19 protein-coding genes are annotated in these 23,292 nt (G+C 66.5%); 11 read left to right on the plus strand and 8 right to left on the minus strand.

The annotated features are described in order from the left end of the window. The first annotated feature begins 4 nt into the window (after window positions 1–4). The 4 genes from DFR29_RS16335 (at window position 5) to DFR29_RS16350 (ending at window position 4,732) form a co-directional block, all read left to right on the plus strand. Window positions 5–1,366: a DUF1501 domain-containing protein gene (locus tag DFR29_RS16335; RefSeq protein WP_133819838.1), complete on the plus strand. Its 1,362-nt coding sequence runs from the start codon at window positions 5–7 to the stop codon at window positions 1,364–1,366. 210 nt (window positions 1,367–1,576) lie between these two features. Then, window positions 1,577–2,419, plus strand: a complete 843-nt coding sequence (locus tag DFR29_RS16340; protein ID WP_133819685.1) for a CorC family transporter — start codon at window positions 1,577–1,579, stop codon at window positions 2,417–2,419. Continuing rightward, the gene (locus tag DFR29_RS16345; protein ID WP_133819686.1) at window positions 2,409–3,692 is read left to right on the plus strand and encodes a lipoprotein N-acyltransferase Lnb domain-containing protein; all 1,284 of its coding nucleotides are present in this window, start codon (window positions 2,409–2,411) and stop codon (window positions 3,690–3,692) included. Before DFR29_RS16340 ends, DFR29_RS16345 begins: the two co-directional genes overlap by 11 nt. Window positions 3,693–3,943: 251 nt before the next feature. Then, complete coding sequence (locus DFR29_RS16350; RefSeq protein ID WP_133819687.1) at window positions 3,944–4,732, plus strand: substrate-binding periplasmic protein; 789 nt, start codon at window positions 3,944–3,946, stop codon at window positions 4,730–4,732. A 341-nt stretch (window positions 4,733–5,073) separates the two neighbouring features. Here DFR29_RS16350 and corA read toward each other — a convergent pair whose 3' ends face one another. The 4 genes from corA to DFR29_RS16370 all read right to left on the minus strand — a co-directional run bounded on the left by corA (window position 5,074) and on the right by DFR29_RS16370 (window position 8,895). Next, complete coding sequence (gene corA / locus DFR29_RS16355) at window positions 5,074–6,090, minus strand: magnesium/cobalt transporter CorA (protein ID WP_243746084.1); 1,017 nt, start codon at window positions 6,088–6,090, stop codon at window positions 5,074–5,076. 151 nt (window positions 6,091–6,241) lie between these two features. Further along, window positions 6,242–7,258, minus strand: coding sequence for a zinc-binding alcohol dehydrogenase family protein (locus DFR29_RS16360; protein WP_133819688.1), 1,017 nt, complete (start codon window positions 7,256–7,258; stop codon window positions 6,242–6,244). 141 nt (window positions 7,259–7,399) lie between these two features. After that, window positions 7,400–8,389, minus strand: a complete 990-nt coding sequence (locus DFR29_RS16365; protein WP_133819689.1) for a polysaccharide deacetylase family protein — start codon at window positions 8,387–8,389, stop codon at window positions 7,400–7,402. Between the two features lie 50 nt (window positions 8,390–8,439). Beyond that, the gene (locus tag DFR29_RS16370) at window positions 8,440–8,895 is read right to left on the minus strand and encodes a VOC family protein (RefSeq protein ID WP_208113619.1); all 456 of its coding nucleotides are present in this window, start codon (window positions 8,893–8,895) and stop codon (window positions 8,440–8,442) included. A 115-nt stretch (window positions 8,896–9,010) separates the two neighbouring features. On the opposite strand from DFR29_RS16370, the gene DFR29_RS16375 reads away from it, so the two are divergent. After that, entirely contained in the window at window positions 9,011–9,925 is a 915-nt protein-coding gene (locus DFR29_RS16375; protein ID WP_133819690.1) for a LysR family transcriptional regulator, read from the plus strand. Between the two features lie 55 nt (window positions 9,926–9,980). Here DFR29_RS16375 and DFR29_RS16380 read toward each other — a convergent pair whose 3' ends face one another. Further along, entirely contained in the window at window positions 9,981–11,225 is a 1,245-nt protein-coding gene (locus DFR29_RS16380; RefSeq protein ID WP_133819691.1) for a hypothetical protein, read from the minus strand. Between the two features lie 138 nt (window positions 11,226–11,363). Between DFR29_RS16380 and DFR29_RS16385 the strand changes: the two genes are divergently transcribed. The 3 genes from DFR29_RS16385 (at window position 11,364) to DFR29_RS16395 (ending at window position 15,288) form a co-directional block, all read left to right on the plus strand. Then, the gene (locus DFR29_RS16385; protein ID WP_133819692.1) at window positions 11,364–13,412 is read left to right on the plus strand and encodes a putative bifunctional diguanylate cyclase/phosphodiesterase; all 2,049 of its coding nucleotides are present in this window, start codon (window positions 11,364–11,366) and stop codon (window positions 13,410–13,412) included. 697 nt (window positions 13,413–14,109) lie between these two features. Further along, the gene (locus tag DFR29_RS29235; RefSeq protein WP_166654141.1) at window positions 14,110–14,616 is read left to right on the plus strand and encodes an RNA polymerase sigma factor; all 507 of its coding nucleotides are present in this window, start codon (window positions 14,110–14,112) and stop codon (window positions 14,614–14,616) included. A gap of 36 nt (window positions 14,617–14,652) precedes the next feature. Then, window positions 14,653–15,288 (plus strand): hypothetical protein, encoded by a 636-nt coding sequence (locus DFR29_RS16395; RefSeq protein ID WP_133819694.1) that lies wholly within the window; start codon window positions 14,653–14,655, stop codon window positions 15,286–15,288. A 506-nt stretch (window positions 15,289–15,794) separates the two neighbouring features. On the opposite strand, the gene lgt is transcribed toward DFR29_RS16395, so the two are convergent. Further along, a complete protein-coding gene (lgt, locus tag DFR29_RS16405) occupies window positions 15,795–16,649 on the minus strand; it encodes a prolipoprotein diacylglyceryl transferase (protein ID WP_133819695.1) in 855 nt (284 codons plus the stop codon). Window positions 16,650–16,868: 219 nt separating this feature from the next. On the opposite strand from lgt, the gene DFR29_RS16410 reads away from it, so the two are divergent. Further along, entirely contained in the window at window positions 16,869–18,323 is a 1,455-nt protein-coding gene (locus DFR29_RS16410; protein WP_166654142.1) for a DUF4832 domain-containing protein, read from the plus strand. A gap of 738 nt (window positions 18,324–19,061) precedes the next feature. Here DFR29_RS16410 and DFR29_RS16415 read toward each other — a convergent pair. Both DFR29_RS16415 and DFR29_RS16420 read right to left on the minus strand, forming a co-directional pair. Further along, complete coding sequence (locus DFR29_RS16415; RefSeq protein ID WP_133819697.1) at window positions 19,062–20,267, minus strand: class I SAM-dependent rRNA methyltransferase; 1,206 nt, start codon at window positions 20,265–20,267, stop codon at window positions 19,062–19,064. 197 nt (window positions 20,268–20,464) lie between these two features. After that, the gene (locus DFR29_RS16420; protein ID WP_133819698.1) at window positions 20,465–20,836 is read right to left on the minus strand and encodes a diacylglycerol kinase; all 372 of its coding nucleotides are present in this window, start codon (window positions 20,834–20,836) and stop codon (window positions 20,465–20,467) included. Between the two features lie 169 nt (window positions 20,837–21,005). Between DFR29_RS16420 and DFR29_RS16425 the strand changes: the two genes are divergently transcribed. Together DFR29_RS16425 and DFR29_RS16430 are read left to right on the plus strand one after the other, a co-directional pair. Then, window positions 21,006–23,069, plus strand: a complete 2,064-nt coding sequence (locus DFR29_RS16425; protein WP_133819699.1) for a carbon starvation CstA family protein — start codon at window positions 21,006–21,008, stop codon at window positions 23,067–23,069. After that, window positions 23,066–23,290 (plus strand): YbdD/YjiX family protein, encoded by a 225-nt coding sequence (locus tag DFR29_RS16430; RefSeq protein ID WP_279571520.1) that lies wholly within the window; start codon window positions 23,066–23,068, stop codon window positions 23,288–23,290. The genes DFR29_RS16425 and DFR29_RS16430 overlap by 4 nt, the downstream gene beginning before the upstream one ends. Window positions 23,291–23,292: the final 2 nt, after the last annotated feature.

Here is a 23,292-nt window from a genome sequence, read left to right on the forward strand (position 1 = left end):
GCCCATGTTCAATCGTCGTGATTTCCTCAAGACCAGCGCCGCCGGCGGCAGCGCCCTGGCCCTGGCCGGCACGTCCAGACTCGGCTTCGCCGCCACCACGGCCAACAGCTACGACACCCTGGTCGTGGTCTATCTGCGCGGCGGCATGGATGCACTGACCCTGCTCTCGCCCGGTGGCAGCAACAGCAACCGCGCCGCCTACGAGACCGCGCGCCCCTCGCTCAAGGTACCGCTCAGCGGAACCGGCGCCGGCCTCGCCATCGCCGCCGACCAGTGGCGCCTGCATCCGCGCGCCGCGCCGCTGCGCGACCTGTTCACCGCCAGCAAACTCGCCATCGTGCTGGGCAGTGGCATGCCGGCACCGGTCACGCGCAGTCACTTCGATGCGCAGATCAATATGGAAGTCGGCCTGGCCGGGCAAAGCAGCGGCATGGGCTGGCTGACGCGGGCGCTGGCTTCGGCCAACCTGCCGCCGACAGTGCAGATTCCCGCCGTCAGCGCCGGCAGCATCACCTCGACCGCGCTGCTGGGCAGTACCGAGTCCATAACCTTGGGCAGCGGTGCGGATTTCCGTATTGATTCCGGTTCCTGGGCCTGGAATGTCGAACCCGATTTCCGCACCACGGCACCGCCCGGTGCGCGCGGCATCTTCAGCATGCTGCCGGAACTGTGGGGCGGCAGCGATCCGCTCGAAGCCGCCGGCCGCCAGGCGCTGGACGCGCTTAACGTGATCAAGCCGATCGACTTCGGCGCCTACGCTCCGGCCAACGGCGCGGTCTATCCGGATACGGATTTCGCGCGCCAGCTGAAAATGCTGGCACAGCTGATCAAGCGCGATGTCGGCCTGCGCGTCTGCACGGTCGACCTGGGCGGCTGGGACACCCACGACGGCCAGGGCAACCCGGCCAGCAGCTACGACTACTTCGGCAACAAAGTGGAAGAGCTGGCAAAGGGACTGGCGGCGTTCTACACCGATCTGAACGGCGTCGGCGCCAACAACTACGCCGCCACCACCAGCGTCGTGACGATGAGCGAATTCGGCCGGCGCGTGCGCGAGAACGACGACGGCGGCACCGACCACGGCTACGGCAGCATCATGCTGGCGCTGGGCGGCGCGGTGAACGGCGGGCAGATGTACGGCACTTTCGGCGGCCTGACCACGGCGCAACTGTTCGAAGGCGCCGACGTGCAGGTGACTACCGACTACCGCCGCGTGCTGTCCGAGGCCTTGATCCGCCGCCTGCGCAATCCCAATGTGTATTACGCCTTCCCGACCTACTCGGCCTATGCGCCGCTGGGCGTGTTCCAGGGCACCGATCTGCCGCCGCAGAACTATGACCGCATCTTCGGCAACGGCTTCCAGTAGGCCAGCAACTAACAGGACTCCGCAGCGGCGCCATACGGCGCCGTAGCAATGGCATCGCCTTGCCCTCTGGCAGGGCGCACAAGCCATTGTTTTGCGGTGCACTTCCGCAGCCCTTCCGGTCTGCCAGCGTTTTTGCACTGCGAAACAGCACTGCCGCAACGCTCTGCTAAACTCGGCCTCCCGCCCCACTTGGGCAAGCTGCCGCCACTGATGAGCGAGGACCACCCTAGTACGCCCGCCCACCGTTCCTGGTTTGGACGTCTCAGCCAGGCACTGTCGGGCGAGCCGCGCAATATCGAGGAACTGCTCGAAGAGCTGCGCCATGCCCGGGCCAATGGCCTGCTTTCCAACGACACCTTGTCCATGGTCGAGGGCGCGATCGAGGTCGCCGACCTCACCGTCGCCGACGTCATGGTGCCGCGCGGCCAGGTCGTCGCACTGGCGGCGCAGGCGCCGTTCCAGGACAACCTCGCCATCGTGATCGAGTCGGGCCATTCGCGCTTTCCGGTGCATGGCGACGAGAAGGACGAGATCCTCGGCATCCTGCTGGCCAAGGATCTGCTGCGCTGTCTTTCCGACGGCGTACCGGCCGACATCCGCCTGCTGCTGCGGCCGGTCGCGCTGATTCCGGCGTCGAAGAAACTCAATGTGCTGCTGAAGGAATTCCGCCTTTCGCACAACCACATGGCCATCGTGGTCGACGAATGGGGCGGCGTCGCCGGCCTGATCACCATCGAGGACGTGCTGGAGCAGATCGTCGGCGACATCGACGACGAACACGACGACGCGGACGACGGCGGCAAGCAATACCTGAGCGAAGTCGATGGCCAGTGGCTGGTGAATGCACTCACGCCCATCGCCGAATTCAACGAGCGCTTCGGCTCGAATTTCCTCGACGAGGAATACGACACCGTGGGCGGCCTGGTCACCTCCGAATTCGGCCATCTGCCCGAAGTAGGCGAAGAGATCGCGGTCGGCGGCTTCGATTTCCATGTGCTCAAGGCCGACGATCGCCGCGTGCATCAATTCGCCGTGCGCGTGCATGCCAGCTGAGCGCGGGCGGGGCGGCATCCGCCTCGTCCTCGTCCTACTGTGCTGGCTGTTCGCCGCCACCGTCGCCGCGCAGCCGGTCGCCGCCGACAGCACTGCCGACGAACCCGGCGCACAGCTGCAGGTATCGCTGTTCACCTTCGGCCCGGGCGAAATCTACTGGGAGCGCTTCGGCCACAACGCCATCGCCGTGCGCGACCTGCGCAGCGGCGAGGCGATCAGCTTCAACTACGGCATCTTCGATTTCGAGGAAGAAGATTTCTTCCTCAACTTCCTGCGCGGCCATATGCAATACAGCATGGAGGCCAGCACGCTGGACGAGGACATCGCCCTGTACCGCGACGAAGGCCGCGCCGTACTGGAGCAGCGCCTGGCACTGAGTCCGGCGCAGCGCCTGCAGCTGCGCGAGTTCCTGCTGTGGAACCTGCGCCCGGAAAACGCCAAGTACCGCTACGAGTATTTCAGTTCCAACTGCTCGACCAAGGTGCGCGACGCGCTGGACCAGGTGCTCGGCGGTGCGATCCGGCGCAGCCTGGAATCACGTTCCCGCGGCAATACCTACCGCCTGCAGGCCGACCGGCTGATGGCACCCATCCCCGAACTGATGCTGCCCATGGATATGGGCCTGGGGCCATATGCGGACCGTCGCCTGTCGTTCTGGGACGAAAGCTTCATCCCCGCCGCCTTCGCCGAACATATTGCACAAGTAAACATTATCGACACACAGGGCCGCAGCGTGCCGCTGGTCGAGTACAGCAAGCGCTGGAGCGAACCGAATGCGCGCCTGCAGGCCGACGAGCGCAGCTGGCTGCGCCGGGCCGGCCCGTATCCGATCGGCTATGCGCTGCCGGTGGCGGCGATCAGCATCGCACTGTGCCTGCTGCTCTGGCTGACGGCGCGTTCGCCACGGCCGCGCCTGGCATTGCTATTCGCGCTGTGCGCCAGCGTCTTCGCACTGCTGGCCGGCACGGCGGGCCTGGCCTTGCTAGGCCTGTGGAGCCTGACCGATCACATCTCTGCCTGGCGCAACGAAAACCTGCTGCTGCTCAACCCCCTGCTGTTGCTGCTGTTGCCGGCCCTGTGGCGCACGCGCCGGCCGGACTGGCGCAGCGGCCGTTTCGTGCGCGTGCTGGCCGGCCTGATTCTGGCGCTGGCCGGCATTGCCCTGGCCGGCAAGGTGTTGCCCTGGTTCGTGCAGGAAAACGCGGTCTGGCTGGCACTGTTGCTGCCGCCGCACCTGCTGCTGGCCTGGCGCCTGCTGCGTCGTCAGGACTGAGCCCGGGCCTGTAACGGACAAATCGATGGCAGTTCGTTCGGCCTGGGCGCGCAGCAATTGCTGCTCACTTGGCCGACAGCGCGGGCTATTGGCCGCGCTTAGCAGCGGCGTCCTGCTCGACCAGTCCTTCGCCATCCCTCTACCGGTTCATCCGTTACAGGCCACCAGGCCATACGCCGCATTGGCGAGCTTTGTCACTTTTTTGCCGCGACACCGCCCCGGCATGGCGCAAGCCGCCTAGAATCGGGCACATGCCCTGTTTCCGCCTTCTGCTGCCGTTGCTGCTCTGCCTGCCCGCCGCAACCGCGGCCGCGCAGGCCGAGGTGCTGCCACTGCAGATCCAGCTGGCTACGCTGGAATGGCCGCCGTATGTCGGTGCCGAGTTGCCCGGACAGGGCTATGCGGCCGAAGTCGTGCGTGCGGCCTGTGCTCGCGGCGGCATAGAGGTACGCTTCGAATTCATGCCCTGGGCGCGCGCGCTGATGCTGGCACAGCAAGGCAGCTATGCCGGCGTACTGCCCGAATACAGCAACCCGTTGCGCGAGCGGCAATTCGTCTTTTCCGCGCCGTTTCCCGGCGGCCCGGTAGGCCTGTACAAGCGGCACGGCGATGCCATCGCCTATGCACGCAGCCCAGCTGAGGATCTGGACGCCGCCCTGCGCAGCCTGGCGCGCTACCGCATCGGCACCGTGCGCGACTTCGTCAACAACGAGGTTTTCGATCGTGCCGACTACCTCAAGCGCGAAGAGTCGGCCAGCGACACCATCAACCTGCGCAAGCTGCAGCACGGGCGCATCGACCTGGTCTTCATCGATCGCTGGGTGGCTGAATACGTGCTGCGCACCGATGCGCTGCTCAAGGACGCTGCACTGGAAATGCTGCAGCCGCCGATCGCCGAACCGGCACTGCACGTGGCCTGGTCGCGCACGGCGGACGTCGTAGCCCAGGCCCGGCCCGCCTGTGATCGCGGCCTCGGCGCCATCCAGGCCGACGGCACGCTGTCGCGGCTGCGCGAGAAGCATGGCGTGGCCATGCCATGAGAGCGATGCTGTCGCTGCGGAACGCGCACGATGCAATTCGCCACGCTCATCGCCCCCTGTAGAAACCTGCCACGCGGCGCTTCGCAGGGTGCGATGAGCGGATGCGAATTGCACCGCAAGTCATTCAAGGGACCGCTGGATGCAAGACCGCGATGGTGCAATTCGCTGCGCTCATATCGCACCCTCTAACTTGCCGCGCGGCGCTTCGTAGGGTGCGATGAGCGGATGCGAATTGCACCGCAAGACATTCAAGGAACGGCTGGATGCAACACCGCGACGGTGCAATTCGCTGCGCTCGTCGCACCCTACGAAAACGCTGGCCTGTGCGGCGCGGCGGCGGTCTACAGCCACTTGGCCCGGCGCAGCACCAGGAACAGACCGCCGATGATGGCCACGGTAGCGACGATGAAATAGTGGTAGCCGTTTTCCAGCTCGGGCATGTTACGGAAGTTCATGCCATACCAGCTCGCCAGCAAGGTCGGCGCGGCCAGCAGGGCGGCCCAGCCGGCCAGACGCTTGACCACTTCGTTCTGCGCCACCGTCACCAGCGACATGTTTACGCTCATCGCGGCGGTGAGCATTTCGCGCATGGTGTCGGTGGCCTCGTTGATGCGGGCGGCATGGTCGGACACGTCGCGGAAGTACAGGCGCACGTCGTCGCGGATCAGGCTGGGGTGGAAGCGCATCAGCTGGTTGAGGATGTCCTGCAGCGGCGCGACTGCCAGGCGCAGGGTGACGAGTTCCTTTTTCAACTCGTACAGATTCCTGATGGTGTCGCGCTTGAAGGTGTCTTCGAAAATATCCTTTTCCAGTTCCTGCAGCTCGGTGCGGAATTCGCGCACGATGGGCAGGAAATTGTCGACGATGAAATCGAGTACCGCATACAGGCCGTAGCTCGGCCCCAGCGCCAGCAGTTCCGGCGACTGTTCGCAGCTGCGCCGCGCGGGCTGGTAGGACAGCGACGCACCATGGCGCACCGTGACCAGGTAATTGCGGCCGAGGAAGATATGCGTCTCGCCGAACTCGATCTTGCCGCCGACGGCCTGGGCTGTGTGTACGACGATGAACAGCGAATCGCCGTAGACCTCGATCTTGGGACGCTGGTGCGCCGCATGCGCGTCCTCGACCGCCAGTTCGTGCAGGTCGAATTCTTCCTGCAGTCGTTCGAGCAGGCTTTCGTCGGGCTCGTGCAGGCCTACCCAGACGAAATGATTGCGGTCCTTGAGCACCTCGCTGATCTCGGCGATGGTGATGTCGCGCAGGCGCTGGCCAGTCTCGGTGGAGTACGCCACGCAGTTGACGACCATCGTGTTCGGATCGACGGAAACGGGCACGCTGGTGCTGGCGTTGAGATTCATGAGCGGCTCGCACGTCGGAAGGCGCGGCAATGATGCCGCAAGCCTGCCGCTGCGCCTACCGCCGCGCGACCGGCGCGAAGCCTGCCCGCGCCGGTGCCGTCGCGCCAGCTGGCATGCGCGGCTGTGCCTCCTGCAGCCGGCACAGCCGGTTTCAGTCGGCAAAGCCCTCCAGCACGATCTTGCCGCGCGCCTTGCCGCTCTCGATCAGTGCATGCGCACGGCGCAGATTGGCCGCGTCGATGCGGCCGAAATGCTCGCCCAGCGTGGTCTTCAGCGTGCCCGCGTCGATCAGCGCGGCGACCGCCTCCAGCAGCCGGTGCTGCTCGATCATGTCGGCTGTCTCGAACACCGGCCGCGTGAACATCATTTCCCAATGCAGCGACAGCGCCTTGCGCTTGAGCTTCATCACGTCCAGCGGCGTGGCCGGGTCGTCGATAAGGCCCAGGCGGCCCTGCGGCTTGAGTGCCTCGACGACGGCGTCGTAGTGCTGGTCGGTATGCGTGAGGCTGGCGACATAGTCGACCTCGGCCACGCCGATGCGGCGCAGTTCTTCGCCCAGGGGCAGGGCATGATCGATCACCTCGTGTGCCCCGAGCGACAACACCCAGTCGCGCGTTTCCGCGCGCGAGGCGGTACCGATCACGCGCAATCCGGTCAGTTGCCGCGCCAGTTGCACCAGGATGGAGCCGACGCCGCCGGCCGCGCCGATCACCAGCAAGGTCTTGCCGCTGCCTTCCCGCGGCACCTGCAGACGGTCGAACAGCAGTTCCCAGGCAGTGATCGCGGTCAGCGGCAAGGCCGCCGCCTGGGCGAAATCCAGGGTCTTGGGCAGATTGCCGACAATGCGCTCGTCGACCAGCTGCAGCTGCGCGTTGGAACCGGGCCGTGCAATGGACCCCGCATACCAGACCTTGTCGCCAGGCTTGAACAGACTGACGTCGCTGCCGACTGCGCGCACCACGCCGGCCGCATCGAAACCCAGCACGCGCGCCGTGCCGTCGGCGGGGGCGGCGTTGCGGCGCACCTTGGTATCGACCGGATTGACCGATACCGCGCGCACCTCGACCAGCAGGTCGCGCGGGCCGGGCACCGGATCGGGCAGTTCCAGCTCGACCAGGGCATCAGCCTGGTCTATGGGCAGATTCTTGTAGTAACCGATGGCTTTCATGGCAACTCCGGGTTGGTGATCGACAGCAGGGAAATCGGATGGCGAGGCGGCAGTCCGGCGGCGACCGGCACAGGCCGGCGGCTGGCGCGCAAGGCAGATGCTCGCACCGGGAAACAGGAAACTACGGGAAAACACCGCACCTCAGGTCGCCTCGGCTTCGCGCCGCGTGGCCTTGTCGGCCAGCGCCCAATGCGCGATCTGGTCCTTGCGTGCGGTCGCCACGCCGGGCTTGGCCAAGGCATAGGCGAAGAAATCGTCCAGCGCCTTGACCACGGCCGGGCGCCCGCCGATGCGATCGTGCGTGCTGATCGACATCATGCGGCGGCGGCTGCCGGCTTCCGCATACAGCTGGTCGAACTCGTCCTTGAGCTGCTCGAAGAACTGGCGGCTGGAAAACTTGCTGCCCTCGATCAGCACGATGTCGTTGCAGTGCAAGGTATACGGCACCACCGCGAAATCCTTGCCGGCTACCGGCAACAGGAAGGGTTCGTCGCGGCTCAGGTCGTCGGTGTGGTAGGTGAAGCCCAGTTCCTGCAGCAGCGACAAGGTGTTGCGGCTGCGCCGCAGCCAGTTGCAGTTGTAGCCGCGCGGGCGCTGGCCGGTGATCTTTTCCACCGCGTCCACGCCTTCGCGGATGAAGGCCAGTTCCTCGGCGCGGCTCATGCTGTGCTGCGGCTTCCAGCTCATGCCGTGAGCGGCGGCTTCGTGGCCGCGGCGGACGATTTCCCGCGCCAGCGCCGGCGATTTCAGCACCGCCGTGCCGACCATGTGCGAGGTCACCTTGATGGCGTGCTTGTCCCACAGGTCGAGCAGGCGCGGAATGCCTTCGCGGTAGCCGTACTGGAACCAGGTGCGGGCCGGCAGATCCGGCACGCCGGCCGGCAGCGGATTGCCGGAAAACGGGCTGTCGGCACCGCTGTCGGGTTCGCCGCCGGCCTCGAACTGCATCGACACCGACAGGATCAGCCGCTCGCCGCCGGGCCAGTATTTGCCGTCGCCACGGCGCGGCGGTTCGCTGTCGCCCGGCGCAGCGTCGGCGCGGCCGCCCAGGGCCAGCGTACCGGCGGCAAGGCCGGCAGCCGCAGCTGTATTGAGAAATTCGCGGCGCGAAACAGGATTAGCGTTGCTCATGGTGCTCTCGTTGTTCGTGGCAGGGTTGGCGTTGCGCTTGGCGCAGGCGTTCATTCGGTGCTTTGCGCCAGCGCGAGGCGGCTGGCATAGGCCTCGTCACGGGGCAGGCCCGCGCCGGCGCCGGCATCCAGCTCAATCACCAGGCCGCCGGGCAGGCGCACGAAAATCTGCACACAATTTCCTTCGGGAACAAAAGCGACTTCATGTTCCAGTCCGGCATCGCGTACCCGCGCCAGCAGACTGTCGGCCGGTTCGTCGGTGCGGAAGGCGATATGGCCCAGGCGCACCCCCTGGCCCGGCTGCGGCCTGGCGCTGACCAGGTGCAGCCAGGCCTCGCCGTCGCGGTACAGCCAGTCGCCGGCAAACGGAAACGGCGGGCGGTAGCCGCGGGTCAGGCCCATGATGTCGCCGAACAGGCGCTGCAGCGGTGCGTCCGCCGCGGCGTGCAGGTTCAGGTGGTCGAACTGCCAGCGGTAAGCGCCGGGCAGGGTTGGCTGGCAGGTCATGGGCGTCTCCGGGCTGGCGAGGACGGCATGTTGGTTGATTGGAACCGAGAGAAAAACCGGGGAAAAGGCAAATCAGTTTCAAACGGTGATTGAAAATCTGCTAGCGTTGGCAGTCATGAAAGCGCTGATCGAACTGGAGTTTTTCGTCCGCGCCGCTGACAGCGGCAGCTTCTCCGCCGCAGCGCGCAGCCTGGACCTGAGTCCCGCCGCCGCCAGCGCCGCGATCAAACGCCTGGAAACCGAGCTGCACACGCGCCTGTTCGTGCGCTCTACCCGCAGCCTGCGCCTGACCCCCGACGGCGAACGCTTCCTGCAGCATTGCCGCCTTGCCTTGCAGACCCTCAGCGACGGACAGCAGGCCTTGCGCGGCGACGGTTCGCAGCTGCACGGCCAGCTGCAGCTGTCGCTGCCGTCGGACCTGGGCCGCGGCAGTGTGCTCGGCTGGCTGGACGAGTTTCTCGCGCACCATCCTGGCTTGCGCCTGCGCGTGCAGTTGTCCGACCGCTTGGCCGATGTCTACCGCCAGCCGGTAGACCTGGCCTTGCGCTATGGCGCACCGGCCGACTCAGCCCTGGTGGCACTGCCGCTGCTGCCGCACAACCGCCGCGTCGCCTGTGCTGCCCCCGCCTATCTGCAACGCCACGGCCGGCCGCAGCAACCGCAGGATCTGAAGCGGCACAACTGCCTGCGCTTCCTGCTCAGCGACGACGTGCACGCGCGCTGGCGTTTTCACGGCAACAGCGGCGACAGCGTGGTCGCGGTCGACGGCGACCGCGTCAGCGACGACGGCGACGCGGTACGGCGCTGGGCGGTGGCCGGCCATGGCATCGCCTTCAAGTCATGGCTGGATGTCTGCAGCGACGTCCAGGCCGGCCGGCTGGAAGTGCTGCTGGCGGACTGGCGCGGCGAAGCCGCTCCGCTGAACCTGGTCTGCGCCGACCGGCGCCTGCTCAGCCCGGCAGTACACGCCTTGCGCGAACACCTGCAGCAATGCTGCGCGCGCCTGCCGCTGCCGCCGGCTCCTGCCTGATGCGGTTATTGCCGCAACAATCGGCGACGCCGGCGCGTCGGGTTCGCCGCGCCGCTCAGTCGGCGCAGCCGTGCAGCGCCCGCGCGCGTGCTCCCCAGCCGGCCACGCGCTCGCGATAGAGACGAGCCGCCTCGCTGCGCTCGGCCGGCGAAAGCTGCCGGTCGAGCTGCTGCAACGCGGCCAGGTCGCGCTGCAGCCGTTCGGCGCTGTAGGCCACAGGCTGGCAGCCGTGCGCTGCGAACCAGACGCCGTACGCATGCCAGGACCAGTCCTGCGTCGCCGCATCGGCGCGATGCGGCCGCGCCAGCAGCGCATCGGCCGAGGCGTTGTCGCCCAGCGCAGCGGCACGTTCGGTCCAGCGCGGCTCGCGTTGCGGCGCCAGTTGCTGGCCGTCGCTGCGGCGCAGGAAATCCGCTACCAGCGCGGCGTAGCGGTCGTTCTCTTCGGCGACTTGTTCCAATAGCTGCAGACCCAGCTCGCGCCGGCGGGGCTCGGCCGCGGCCAGCAGTTCGCCGGCCAGGGACAGCGGCACGTTCTCGCTGCGGTTGCTGTGCCATAGCCCGCGCAGATGTTCCAGCAGGCGCTCGAACAGGCCGGGCGGCGGTTGCGGCAGGGCGAATTCGCGCTGCAGTGCCTGCAATTGCGCGGCGGCCGGATCCTGTGGCCGATAGTCCTGCAGCGCCTGCGCCAACTCGGCCTGCCGGTCGCGCCAGGCCTTGCAGCGGCGTTCGCGCGCGACCAGCAATTCGCCCTGCGCCTGCTTCAGCGCCGCGATGGCCCGGCCGGCTGCGGCGTCGAGCTGTGCCAGCGCGGCGGGCGCCGCTTCGGCCAGGCGTGGCAACGGCGTGCTGCATTCGTCCTGCAGCGATTGCGCGGTATCGGCGGCAACGGCATCGCCGGAGTGCAGCCGCTGCAATACGCGCTGGATTGCCGTGGCCGGCTGGCTGTCGACCAGCGCGGACAGATCCGCCATGGCACGGCGCTGGCGCTGTGCCTGTGCGGCGAGCTGGTTGTCGTGCCACTGCTGCGCGCTGAAGGCGTGGCGCGGATCGTCGTCGTCCAGCGCCGTCGCCCTGTCATCGGGCGGCGCGGCTGTCGTTGCGTTCTGCCGCGGCCGGCTTGCCGCGGCAGCGGGCGGTGACAGCGCCGAAGCCGGATCGTGGCGTGCGCGGGATTCGCTGCGCGGCGCCGCCGGCAGTGGCCGCGCCGGCTGCAGCGCATAGGCCAACAAGGCGACATGGGCGCTGACAACCAGCAGCAGCAGGAAATAACGCGGTCGTTCGGGCGTGTGTTGGTACATGCCGCGACGCTAGCGGAAAGCGGCTGCATCAGCCAGCGATAGCCCCTACGCTGCACCAGCGTACATTTTTGCCCCTTCCGCCCAGCGGCCGCGACGAGTCGGCTACACTCGGGATTGCCCCTCGCCCGAGCCGCTCGCGTGGAACACGATCGCCAGTCGCGACGAGATCGTCTGAGTACCCGGCTTACCCGCATCGTGCTGTTGGGCACGTTGTTGATCGGTGGTGCCTTGTCGTTGGGCCAGGTCGTCATTGATGCACACGTGCATGCGCAGCAGCTGGACAGTTCCGGCCTGCAGGCCCTGACCACGCTGCGCCGCGCCGCGGCCGAGGCGGTGTACGAAATCGACACCGATCTGGCCGGCCAGGTGCTGGACGGACTGACCGCCTACCCCGGCGTGTTCCGCGCCGAGATCCGCATGTATCCGGACACCACGCTGGCGCGGCGTGACGGCAACCTGACGCAGAGCCCCTGGCGTTTCATCACCGACCGGCTGTTCGGCGCGCAGCGCGAGTACCGCGAGCAACTGCCCGACCCGCGCGGCGGCAATGCCCTGGGCGAGTTGCGGGTCGACGTGGACACCTTCGTGCGCGGTCGCGATTTCCTCGCCCGCACAGCGCTGGTACTGGGCATAGGCGTGGCCTGGGCAGTGCTGCTGGGGCTGGTGCTGCTGGCGGTGGTGAACAGGGTGCTGACACGGCCGCTGGAGCGGCTGGCCGATGAGCTGTCCGATACCGATGCACTGACGCCGGAAGCCGCCTCGGTCACCATGCCGCCAGGCCACGAACACGACGAACTGGGCCGCCTGGCCGGCGCAATGAACAACCTGCTCGCCGGCATCCGCGAAAACCTCGCGCGCCGGGCCGAGGCCGAAGCCCGCGCCAACTATCTGCAGCAGTTCGACGACCTTACCGGCCTGCCCAACCACCATCTGCTGATGACCCGTCTCAGCCATGCCGTCGCCACGGCAGCCGGACGCGGCTCGCCGGTGGCGCTGATCATTCTGGATTTGTGCAATCTGCGCGCGATCAACGAAACCTACGGCCGCGCCCTGGGCGACGACATCCTGCGCGAACTGGCGCGCCGGCTGGATGCAGTCAACGGCGACGCCTTCCTTGCCCGCCTGGTCGAGGACAAGTTCGCCCTGCTGCTGCACGAAGGCGCCAGCCGCAGCACCGTGGAAGCCCTGGTCGCGCGCATCAACGAAGCACTGGCCTGGCCGCTGGACCTGCCCGCCGGCCAGTTCCAGCTGGCGGTGCGCGCCGGCACGGCGACCTATCCGGACGACGCCGACAGCGCCGAATCCTTGCTGCTGAATGCCGAATCGGCACTGGCGCAGACCAAGCGCGAAGGCCTGGGCGGCGCCGGTTTCTACGATGCCGGCCGCGACGACGAATCGGTCGTGCGCCGGCGCCTGAGCCAGGATCTGCGCCGGCGCACCATCGGCGAAGAGATGTGCCTGGTGTTCGACCCTCTGGTCGCCAGCGGCAAGGGCCGCGTACAGGGGCTGGAAGCGCTGCTGCGCTGGCAGCATCCGGAGTTCGGCCTGCTGCGCCCGGGCAATTTCATCCGCCTGGCCGAGGAGAACGGCAGCATCGTCGTACTCGGCGACTGGGTACTGCAGCAGGCCTGCGCCAAGGCCGTGCAGTGGCGCGAGCAAGGTCATGCGGGCCTGGCCGTGTCGGTCAACGTATCCGGCGCGCAGTTGCGCGAGCGCAACCTGCACGAGCGCGTCGCCGCAATACTGGAAGCGACCGGCCTGCCTGGTACGGCGCTGGAGCTGGAAATCACCGAGACGGCGATCATCGACAACATGAAGTACGCCGCCGAATCGCTGCGCCGCCTGCGCGCGCTGGGCGTCGGCATCGCGATCGACGATTTCGGCACCGGCCATGCCTCGCTCGGCTATCTGAAGCAGCTGCCGGTGACCAAGCTGAAAATCGACATGAGCTTTGTACGCGACGTGCTGACCGACCTGTCCGACGCCACCATCGTGCGCGCCATCGTCGGCCTGGGCCACAGCCTGGGCCTGCAGGTTGCCGCCGAAGGCGTGGAAACCACCGGGCAGCGCCGCTTCCTCGAAGACATTGGCTGCGACCTGCTGCAAGGCATGCTGTTCGGCTGCGGCCTGCGCGAGAGCGAAGCGCTGAGCTTCGCCCGCCAGGGCCGGCGCACAGCGCGCGCCTGAAATGCAACGCGCGCCATCAATTCCTTTCTTGCACTAGTTTTTAATGCAAAAAATAATTTTTGCGCCTTCCGGCGAGGCGCGCCAAGCGTCGCGCAAGTACTTTGCATTACGGCATTCTTTCGCAACAGAACAATCGCCCGCATTGCGGTCTTCGCGCTGTCATTTGCAGCTGCCGGCCGCCAGAGTGAAAAATCGGTGAAAACGGCGAGGCTTTTTTCAGCAGCCCGCAACCTGTGACGCCGCTCACAAATTTGCGCCTTTTTTGTAATCAACCGTAACGCGCTGCGAGGAAACGCACCGTCGCGACAGTTGCCTTTGGACTGACGCGCGAAAGCCCGTGCCTGCGCCCAGGGAACGCAGGCCGCCGAACGCAACGGTCGCTCTTCCCCTGAACCGAGTTCTGCCGATGAAGTCCCTGATTGCCAGCGCCACGCACAAACGCCCGCGTCGCCCCCGCACCGTCCTACCCGCGTATGGCGGCTGGTCCCAACCTGGCCTGCCCCGGTGGCACACCCCGCTGAGGCCGCTAACGTGCCGCCCGGCTGCTAGGCAGTTTTTAACCATTTGGTTACGATCCGGTGGACGACCCAGCCTGCGACCATCCTGCATGCCCAATGGCCCGGAACTGGTGCCTGCCCCAGCCCTTCCTATCGATGCTGAGCTCGCCGCGCGTGTCGCCAAGGGTGACAGCGAGGCAATGACTGCCCTTGTGCAGCGCTATACGCGGGCTGTCATGACCGTATTGCAGAAGCGCTTGCGCCAGACCGAACTGGCGCTGGACCTGACCCAGGAAACCTTCCTCATCGTATTCGAGCGCCTGCGCGGCGACGGCATTGACGATCCCGACCGCCTGGCCGGCTTCCTGCGCCAGACCGCAATCAACCTGGCCATCGGCGAGCAGCGCAAGCTCAACCGGCGCCGCACCGAGTCCGACAACCAGAGCATTGCCAGCGCCATCGATGAAACGGCTGGCCCGGCCGCTCAGCTGGAACGCGAACAGGCCGGCGGCATGGTGCGCCGCCTGATCGGCGAACTGCCGATGCAGCGCGACCGCGAGCTGCTCTGGCGCTACTACGTACTGGGCCATGACAAAGACCGGCTGTGCCGCGATTTCTCGCTCGGCGTCGAACATTTCGACCGCGTACTGCACCGCGCCCGCGGCCGCCTGCGCGAACTGGTGGAGAAAAACCATGGCGCACTCTGAACACGCCGCGCCGTGCCGGCGCCTGCGGGTGATCGCATGAACGCCCCCTCGCCGCTGCGCAGCGAGCGCCTGCGCGCCTACCTCGACGACACCCTGGACGAAGCCGAGCTCGAACGCTTCGAACTGGAGCTGTTCCACAACCCCGAACTGGTCGACGCCGTCGAGGCCGAGCGCCTGCTGCGCCTGGGCATGCAAAGCCTGGCCGAAATACCCGGCGTCGCGGAAACCGTCTACACCACGCCGCCGCGGCGCTACTGGCCGATTGCCGCGGCACTGCTGGCCGGTGCCGCCCTGCCCAGCCTGGTGCTGTGGCAGCGCGACGCCGCAGTACCGGAAGCCGAGGCCAATGTCGCCGTATTGCGCCTGGACACACTGCGCGGCGGCAGCGGCACGACCTTGCTCGCCCCGGCCGATGCACCGCGCCTGATCCTGCAGTTCCCGCTGCTGGCGCAAAGCGGCGTCAGCGACTACGAGCTGGAAATCGCCAACGCCAGCGACAATCAGCAGGCCTTGCGCGTGCCTGCCCTGCATCCGCGCAGCGACGGCCTGGTCTCGGTCGCGATCCGTTCGCAGCGCCTGCCGGCCGGCGTATATACGGCGCGCGTGTTTGCGCGCCAGGGCGACGGCCAGCGCGTCGAAGTACTGCGCCAGGGCTTCACGCTGGCGCGCTGAGGCCAGGCGACTACGCACGAGAGGGAACAAGGCAGGCGCTGTCGCGCGGCTGGAGCGGGGCGACCCTGAACGCCCCGTGTCGACAGCGTCCTGTCGCGCAATTCCGGGCACATCGGCCTTGGGGGAGGTACGTCGTCCTGGCGTCTGCTAGGGGGTAAACCCACCAAGGAGCTGTAGCCGCATGGATACCACCGCCGTCTTGCGCTGCTCGCCCTGGCGCTGTTCAGCGCCTGCGCCAACGCCGCCGACTATCAACTCTCCGGACGCGTCACCGACTACACCAGCGCCGCGGCGATCGAAGACGCCCCGGTTTCGCTGATCAGCCTCACCTCCGACCTCGTCGTCCATGCCGAAACGCTCAGCGACGCGACCGGCCACTACAACCGGGCCGGAACCTGCGCGCAGGGCTGCCGCATCGCCGCACGTAAAAGCGGCTACGCCGGAGACGACCAGCCGCTGCCGCAAACCCCGGGCGCGGGCGCGGTCTTCGCCGCGCCCGCCGGGTATCAGGCGGCAGCCGGCTGCGGCTGCCCGCGCGAACGCCAGAGCAGATAGATGCCGAGCAGGATCAGCGGCAGCGACAGGATCTGCCCCATGGTCAGCCAGCCCAGGGCCAGATAGCCCAGCTGCGCATCCGGCTGGCGCACGAACTCCACGCCGAAGCGGAACGCGCCGTACAGCAGGGCGAACAATCCCGACAGCACATAGCGCCGGCGCGGCCTGGCCGAACAGAACCACAGCACCAGGAACAGCACCACGCCTTCGAGCAGCATCTCGTACAGCTGCGACGGATGCCGCGCCTCGCCGTTGAGCTGGCCGGCCTGGTACATGGCGACGAGCTCCGCCTGCGATTTGTTCAGATGTTCCAGCGCACGCGGGAAGATCACGCCCCAGGCCTGGTCGGTCTTCTGTCCCCACAGCTCGCCGCCGACGAAATTGCCCAGGCGGCCGAAACCCAGGCCTATCGGCACCAGCGGCGAGACGAAATCCATCGTATCGAAAAAGTGGATATTGTTACGCCGCGACCAGAACCAGCCCGCGGCCACCACGCCGAGCAGGCCGCCGTGGAACGACATGCCGCCCTCCCACACCTTGAACAGCGCCAGCGGGTTTTGCAGGATCTGCTCGAAGCCGTAGAACAGCATGTAGCCGATGCGGCCGCCGAGGATCACGCCGATCATGCCGTAGAAAATCAGGTCGGAATATTGATCGTAGCTGACCGGCAGGCGCCCCTGCGCCAGCCGGCGCTTGCCCAACCACCAGGCGAACACCCCTCCCAGCACGTACATGAGCCCGTACCAGTGAATGGATATGGGCCCCAGCGACACGGCGATCGGGTTGATGTCATGGAAATAGGGCATCGAATACACAACCTGGCGAGGCAAGAGCTGGATTCTCGGCAGGCAGGCGCGGCGCGTCCAGTCCCGTAGCCGCAGCCGCAGCCGCAACGATTACGCCATCGCCGCGGCAGACCAGAGGCGCGCAATGTGCGTGCGCGGTCGCCGTTTGCCGTCGCCGCGCTCGCCGCCGCGGCGGGCCGGCGCTACAGTCGCGCGCAATTCGCCTACTGGATGCAAACCATGCGTTTTGCTGCGCTGCTGGTCCTGCTGCTGAGCGCCGGCGCAACACTGGCGACGGAATTCGCGCCGCCCCCGAGCAGCGACGATCTGAACAACCCGCACAAGGGCTTCATGCTCTGGGGCAGCACTTGGTCGCAGGGCGGCGGCGACAACTACTACGGTGCCAGCATCTACCACGTCTACGTACCCTGGCGCGAACTGGAGACCGCCGACCAGGTATTCGACTGGACCGGCTTCGAACAGCGCCACCTGCAACCCATACTCGCCGTCGATCCCGCCGCAACCTTCGTATTGCGTCCGGTCGCCGACTATCCCGACAGCGTCGGCACCGGCCTGAGCTTCTACTACAGCGGTGGCCAGCCCGAACGCGACTACCCGCTGTTCCTGGAACAGCCACCGCTGAACATCAGCGCCGTCGACTACACCAGCTGCGACGGCGATGGTCCCGGCCGCACGCCCGACTGGAACGCGCCGGCCTTCGCCAACCAGGCCGTCCAACTGGTACAGGCCCTGGCGCAGCGCTACGACGGCGACCCGCGCATCACCGCGGTGCAGGTCGGCCTGATCGGCCTGTGGGGCGAATGGCACCAGAGCGGCTGCGAAGCCAACCAGCCCGGCAACGCGATCAAGACCGTCTTGCGCGACGCATACACCGCAGCATTTTCCACAACGCGGCTGCAGACCCGCTATGCACGCTCGCCCGACGTCGCCGGCGCCAGCTTTGGCTTCCACGAAGACTACTTCCCGTCCTTCACCGCCAACTGCATCTACGGCTTTCCGGCCTGCGACGCCAGTGGCGACTGGAACCTCGAATACGGCTTGAGCAACGTCGTACCGGCCGCGCGGCAGAACTGGCGCGTCAATCCCGTCTCCGGCGAAAGCCCGCTGGCCAGCCAGCAGAACACCTGGAGCAGCGACACCGACGACGTCATCACGGTATTGCGCGACTACCACTTCAGCTTTCTGGGCCCCGCCGGCAAACACGAACAAGCCGGCTTCGCCACCCCGCTGGCGCGGATCAAGCGCGCACTCGGCTACGACCTCAGCATCGTCAGATTCGCCCTGGGCGATCCGCTCATCGCCCAGGGCAGCTCGTTGCCCTGGCGACTGGAACTGGCCAACCGCGGCAGCGCCCCCGTCTATCATGCTGCGCAGCTGAAAATGGAACTGCTCGATGGTGGCGACGTGGTGCGCTCCACATCCGTACTCAGCGCCGACCTGCGCCAGGCCGAACCCGCTACCACCACCATCTACCGCGGCCGCCTGTTTTTCGGCGGACTGCCCGCCGGCATCTATACCGTGCGCATCGCCATAGCCGATGCGCTGCCTGGCCGTCCCGGCATCATCCTGCAGAACACGCCGCGCTATCCCGCTGCGGCTGGCGTGCGCCTGGGACAGGTCACGCTGGGGGTGATCGGCGAACGCATATTTGCCGATGATTTTGCGGTGTATTGAGGCAAGGCAGGATTTCACCCGATCGAGGTTTGACAGAGCGGTACATCAATAGGCGCTTTCGTATCGACCGCTGAGAAGCGGTTCGTCGTTGGAGCCTCGGGCTAAAACCTTAGGCTGTAGCCAGCGTGACCGCCTGCCCCCTCAACCCTGACGTTTCCCCGGCTTTTTTGCGCGATTCGTGGCTTCGGACAAACACAAGCGCAAACCGCATCAAAGGGTTGCCGAAACAGCTGACTGTATCGCCGAAAGACAACACCATCCCCCCCCAGCCTTCCGGCCCGTTGGGCGTTCGAAGGCGATAGAGCCAATGGCTCTGTCGCCTTCGAACGCTCCAAGCTTGGAGGAGAGGGGCTAAAAGCAAAGCCGCCTGCCGTAACACCAGTGCCTATCTTGCCGTTGCTCGTGATGGGACTTTGGCTTTGGTTTTGGCCTTTGCAGTTGCTTCTGCACGCAGGAAGCGCGCCTCTTCCGGGGCCCCATATGCTGCGGTGAGGCCGCGTAGGGAAAAGCCCGAAGGGTCGCGGCCAGGGATGGCCGCGAGTCCGCAGCGGCCTCACGCAGTTTTGGGCCATGGAAGGCACAAAACCGCGGCATCTGGGGTGCCCTTTCTGTTTGGTTACTTTATCTTTGGGCAGGCAAAGATAAAGCAACTCGCGCGCCGCAGGCGGTCGAAATCGCCATTCTCTGTAGCTGTAGCCGCCGCCGTAACAGCAACTCCAAATTTCCCCGAAAAAAAAACTAAGCCGGCAAAACCCGACAAATAAACCCCTTCAAATAATCCGTCTCCGCAATCCCCGGATGCACCGGATGATCCGCCCCTTGCTGCAACTGCTCCAGCACCTGCACATGCCGGTCCAGATGCCGCGCCGCCTGCTGCACGCTGTCGAGCAGGGCCGCCCGCGGCATATGGTAGGAGCACGAACAGGTCACCAGGATGCCGTCGCGCGCCAGGATCTGCATGCCCATCTCGTTGAGGCGGCGATAAGCGATGCGGCCTTCGGAAAAATCTTTCTTGCGCTTGACGAAGGCGGGCGGGTCGAGCACGACGACGTCGAAACGTTCGCGCTGTTCGCGCAGGCGCTTGAGTTCGTCGAAGGCGTCGGCCTTGACCGCGGTGACCCTGTCGCCGAGGCCGTTGCGCTCGATATTGCGCCGGATCGCATCCACCGCATGCTGCGAAACATCGACGCAGACGACTTCGCTGGCGCCCATCGCTGCAGCGCGCAGGCCCCAGCCGCCGAGATAGCTGCAGACGTCCAGCACGCGCTTGCCGGCGACGTACCTGGCCATGCGATCGCGATTGGCCTGCTGGTCGTAGAACCAGCCGGTCTTCTGCCCGCCGATCACGTCGCATTCGAACTCGACGCCGCCTTCGCGCACCACGACCGGTGCATCCAGGCTGCCGTAGCCGATGTCGGCGTACTCGGGTAGCTGTTCCATGCTGCGAATGCCCGCGTCGTTCTTCCACACCAGCGCCGACGGCTTGAGCACCTTGACCACGGCTTCGGTGATCTCGTCCTTCAGCCGCTCCATGCCGGCGGTGGTGGTCTGGCCGACGATGACATCGCCGAAGCGGTCCAGGGTCAGGCCCGGCAGGCCGTCGGATTCGCCGAAGACCAGGCGGTAGAACGGTTCCGCATACAGGCGCTGGCGCAGGCTCAGCGCGACATTGAGCTTGTGTACGAACAGCGAGCGGTCCAGCGCGTGATCCAGGCCGCGGGCGACCAGGCGCGCGCAAATCAGCGAGTTCGGATTGACATAGCCCACGCCCAGCGGCTTGCCTGCATGGTCGAGGATGATGCAGATATCGCCCGGCGCGAAAGCCGTCAGCGGCGAGCGCTTGACGTCGACTTCGTTGGAAAACACCCACAGGTGTCCGGCGCGCAGGCGCGCTTCCTCGCCACGCTTGAGATAGAGGGGAGAATATTCGACGGCATCGGACATGGCGGATCCTGGTTGGGCGGACTACACGTCCACAAAATGCAATTTACGGATTTTCGCCCTGCGCCCGAAGCGGCGGCACAAGGCTTGTCGGCAAGCACCGCGGGCGGCGGCGGCGCGAAGCGCGCGGCAGCACTGGCGCCGCACGCGCGGGAAATGCGCCGATCGGAATGCCGGCGGCGGCGCAGCGGGCGGCAGACTTACAGCCAGCGCGTGCCCAGTATCAGGCCCCAGCACAGGATTACGTTCATCATCAGCAGGAAAACCGCAGCCGAGCCCATGTCCTTGGCGCGTCCGGCCAGCACGTGGAATTCCGGACTGGCCTTGTCGACGATGGCCTCGACGGCGGAATTGAGCAGTTCCGCCGCCAGCACCGAGATCAGGCTGCCGACCAACAGGGCTTTTTCCAGCGGCCCTTGGCCCAGCCACAGCCCCAGCGGCGCGAAGATCGCGAACAGATAGACCTCAAGCCGGAACGAGGCCTCGTAGGTAAAGCCGGCTTTCATGCCCTGCCAGGACCAGCGCATGGCTTTGAGGATCTGTTTGGGGCCGCGCGGTTCGGTACTGGGCATGGCTGTCGACGGTGGCTGGCGCAAAGGCCGCGTATTCTGCCACAGGCGGTTCAAACGGCCGTTCGCGAGCTTTTTTCACCGTACGCGCGCCTCGCGACCAAAGCAGTGCTTGACCGCAGCCGCCGACCTGCACAGGCTTGCGGCGTCTGCGAGCTTGGGGAAGGGAGCAATGACGAACATACTGAACAAACTGGGCTGGGTCGCGTTCGCGCTGTTCGGCGCCGCCTGCCTCGCCGTTGTTGCGCTGCAACGTGGCGAACCGGTGAATGCGATCTGGCTGGTCTGCGCCGCCGTCGCGGCACTGGTGATTGCCTACCGCTTCTACGGCCGCTTTATCGCCACTAGCGCGCTGGGGCTGGACCCCAGCCGCGCCACGCCCGCGTTGCGGCGCAACGACGGGCTCGACTTCGTACCGACCGACCGCTGGGTGCTGTACGGCCATCACTTCGCCGCGATTGCCGGCGCCGGGCCGCTGGTCGGGCCGGTACTCGCTGCGCAGATGGGCTATCTGCCCGGCACCTTGTGGATCCTGGCCGGCGTGGTTTTCGCCGGCGCGGTGCAGGACATGGTGATCCTGTTCTGCTCCACCCGCCGCGACGGCCGCTCGCTCGGCGACATGATTCGCGCAGAACTGGGCAATACCGCCGGCAGCGTGGCCATGCTCGGCATTCTCGCCATCATGATCATCCTGCTCGCCGTACTCGGCCTGGTGGTGGTCAAGGCACTGGCGGAAAGTCCCTGGGGCACCTTCACCGTCGCCGCCACCATTCCCATCGCGATGTTCATGGGCGTGTACATGCGCTGGCTGCGCCCCGGCAGGATTCTGGAAGCATCGCTGATCGGCCTGGTGTTGCTGTTCGTCTCCATCTGGCTCGGCGGCGTGGTCGCGCACGATCCGGAATGGGCCGCAGCCTTTCATTTCGACGGCCGCCAGCTGGCCTGGATGATGATTGCCTACGGGTTCATCGCCTCGGTGCTGCCGGTGTGGTTCCTGCTCGCGCCGCGCGACTATCTTTCCACTTTTCTCAAGATCGGCACCATCGTCGGGCTGGCCATCGCGATTCTCTGGGTGCGTCCGGACCTGCAGATGCCGGCGGTGACCAAGTTCATCGACGGCAGCGGTCCGGTCTGGTCCGGCGGGCTGTTCCCGTTCCTGTTCATCACCATCGCCTGCGGCGCGGTATCGGGCTTCCACGCGCTGATCTCCTCGGGCACCACGCCGAAGATGATTGCCAGCGAATCCGACATCCGCCTGATCGGCTACGGCGGCATGCTGATGGAAGCCTTTGTCGCGATCATGGCGCTGATCGCCGCCGCGGCGCTGCAGCCTGGCGTGTACTTCGCCATGAACAGTCCGGCAGCGGTGCTCGGCGGCACGGTCGAATCCGCTGCCGCGGCGATCAGCCAGTGGGGCTTCGTCATCACCCCCGAGGTGCTCGCCCAGACCGCCAAGGACATCGGCGAAAGCACCATCCTGTCGCGCACCGGCGGCGCGCCCACCCTCGCCGTGGGCATGGCGCAGATTCTGCACAGCGTGCTGTCGGGCGAAGGCATGATGGCCTTCTGGTACCACTACGCGATCCTGTTCGAAGCGCTGTTCATCCTGACCACCATCGACGCCGGTACGCGGGTCGGCCGCTTCATGATCCAGGACTTGCTCGGCACCGTGCATGCGGGTCTGCGCCAGACCGAATCCTGGGCCGGCAACCTGATCGCGACCGGGCTGTGCGTGGCCGGCTGGGGCTGGTTCCTCTACCAGGGCGTGGTCGACCCGCTGGGCGGCATCAACACCTTGTGGCCGCTGTTCGGCATCGCCAACCAGATGCTGGCCGCACTCGCACTGATCTTCGCCTGCGCCGTGCTGATCAAGATGAAGCGCGACCGCTATCTCTGGGTCACCGCGCTGCCGGCCGGCTGGCTGGTGCTGTGCACGCTGACCGCCAGCTGGCAGAAGCTGTTCCATGAGAATCCAAAAATTGGATTTCTTGCCAATGCGCATCGTTTCTCCGATGCCGCGGCCAAGGGCGAGTTGCTCGCCCCAGCCAAGACCCAGGCGGCCATGCAGCAGATCGCATTCAACAACTACCTGGACGCGGCGCTTTGCGCGCTGTTCGCTGTCGTCGTGCTGATCACGCTGGTGTTCGGCATCCTTGCGGCGCTGAAGGCGCGGCGCAACAGCCAGCCGACGGCGCTGGAAACGCCGTATGTCAGCGCCGCCACGGTGGGCACGTGAACAGGGCCGGGGCGGGCCCGAACCGCTGGCTCGCCCTGGCCCGCGCCGGCTGGCGCCAGCTGCGCGAAACCGCGCGGCTGGCGGTCGGCGTGCCCGACTACGGTAGCTACCTGCGTCACGCACGAGCCCAGCATCCGGATGTCGAACCGCTGAGCTACGAGGAATTCTTTGCCAATCGCCTGGCCGCGCGTTACGGGCGCGGCCGCTCGCGCTGCTGCTGAAC

It is taken from the genome of Tahibacter aquaticus (genome assembly GCF_004363655.1).
Lineage (GTDB): Bacteria > Pseudomonadota > Gammaproteobacteria > Xanthomonadales > Rhodanobacteraceae > Tahibacter > Tahibacter aquaticus.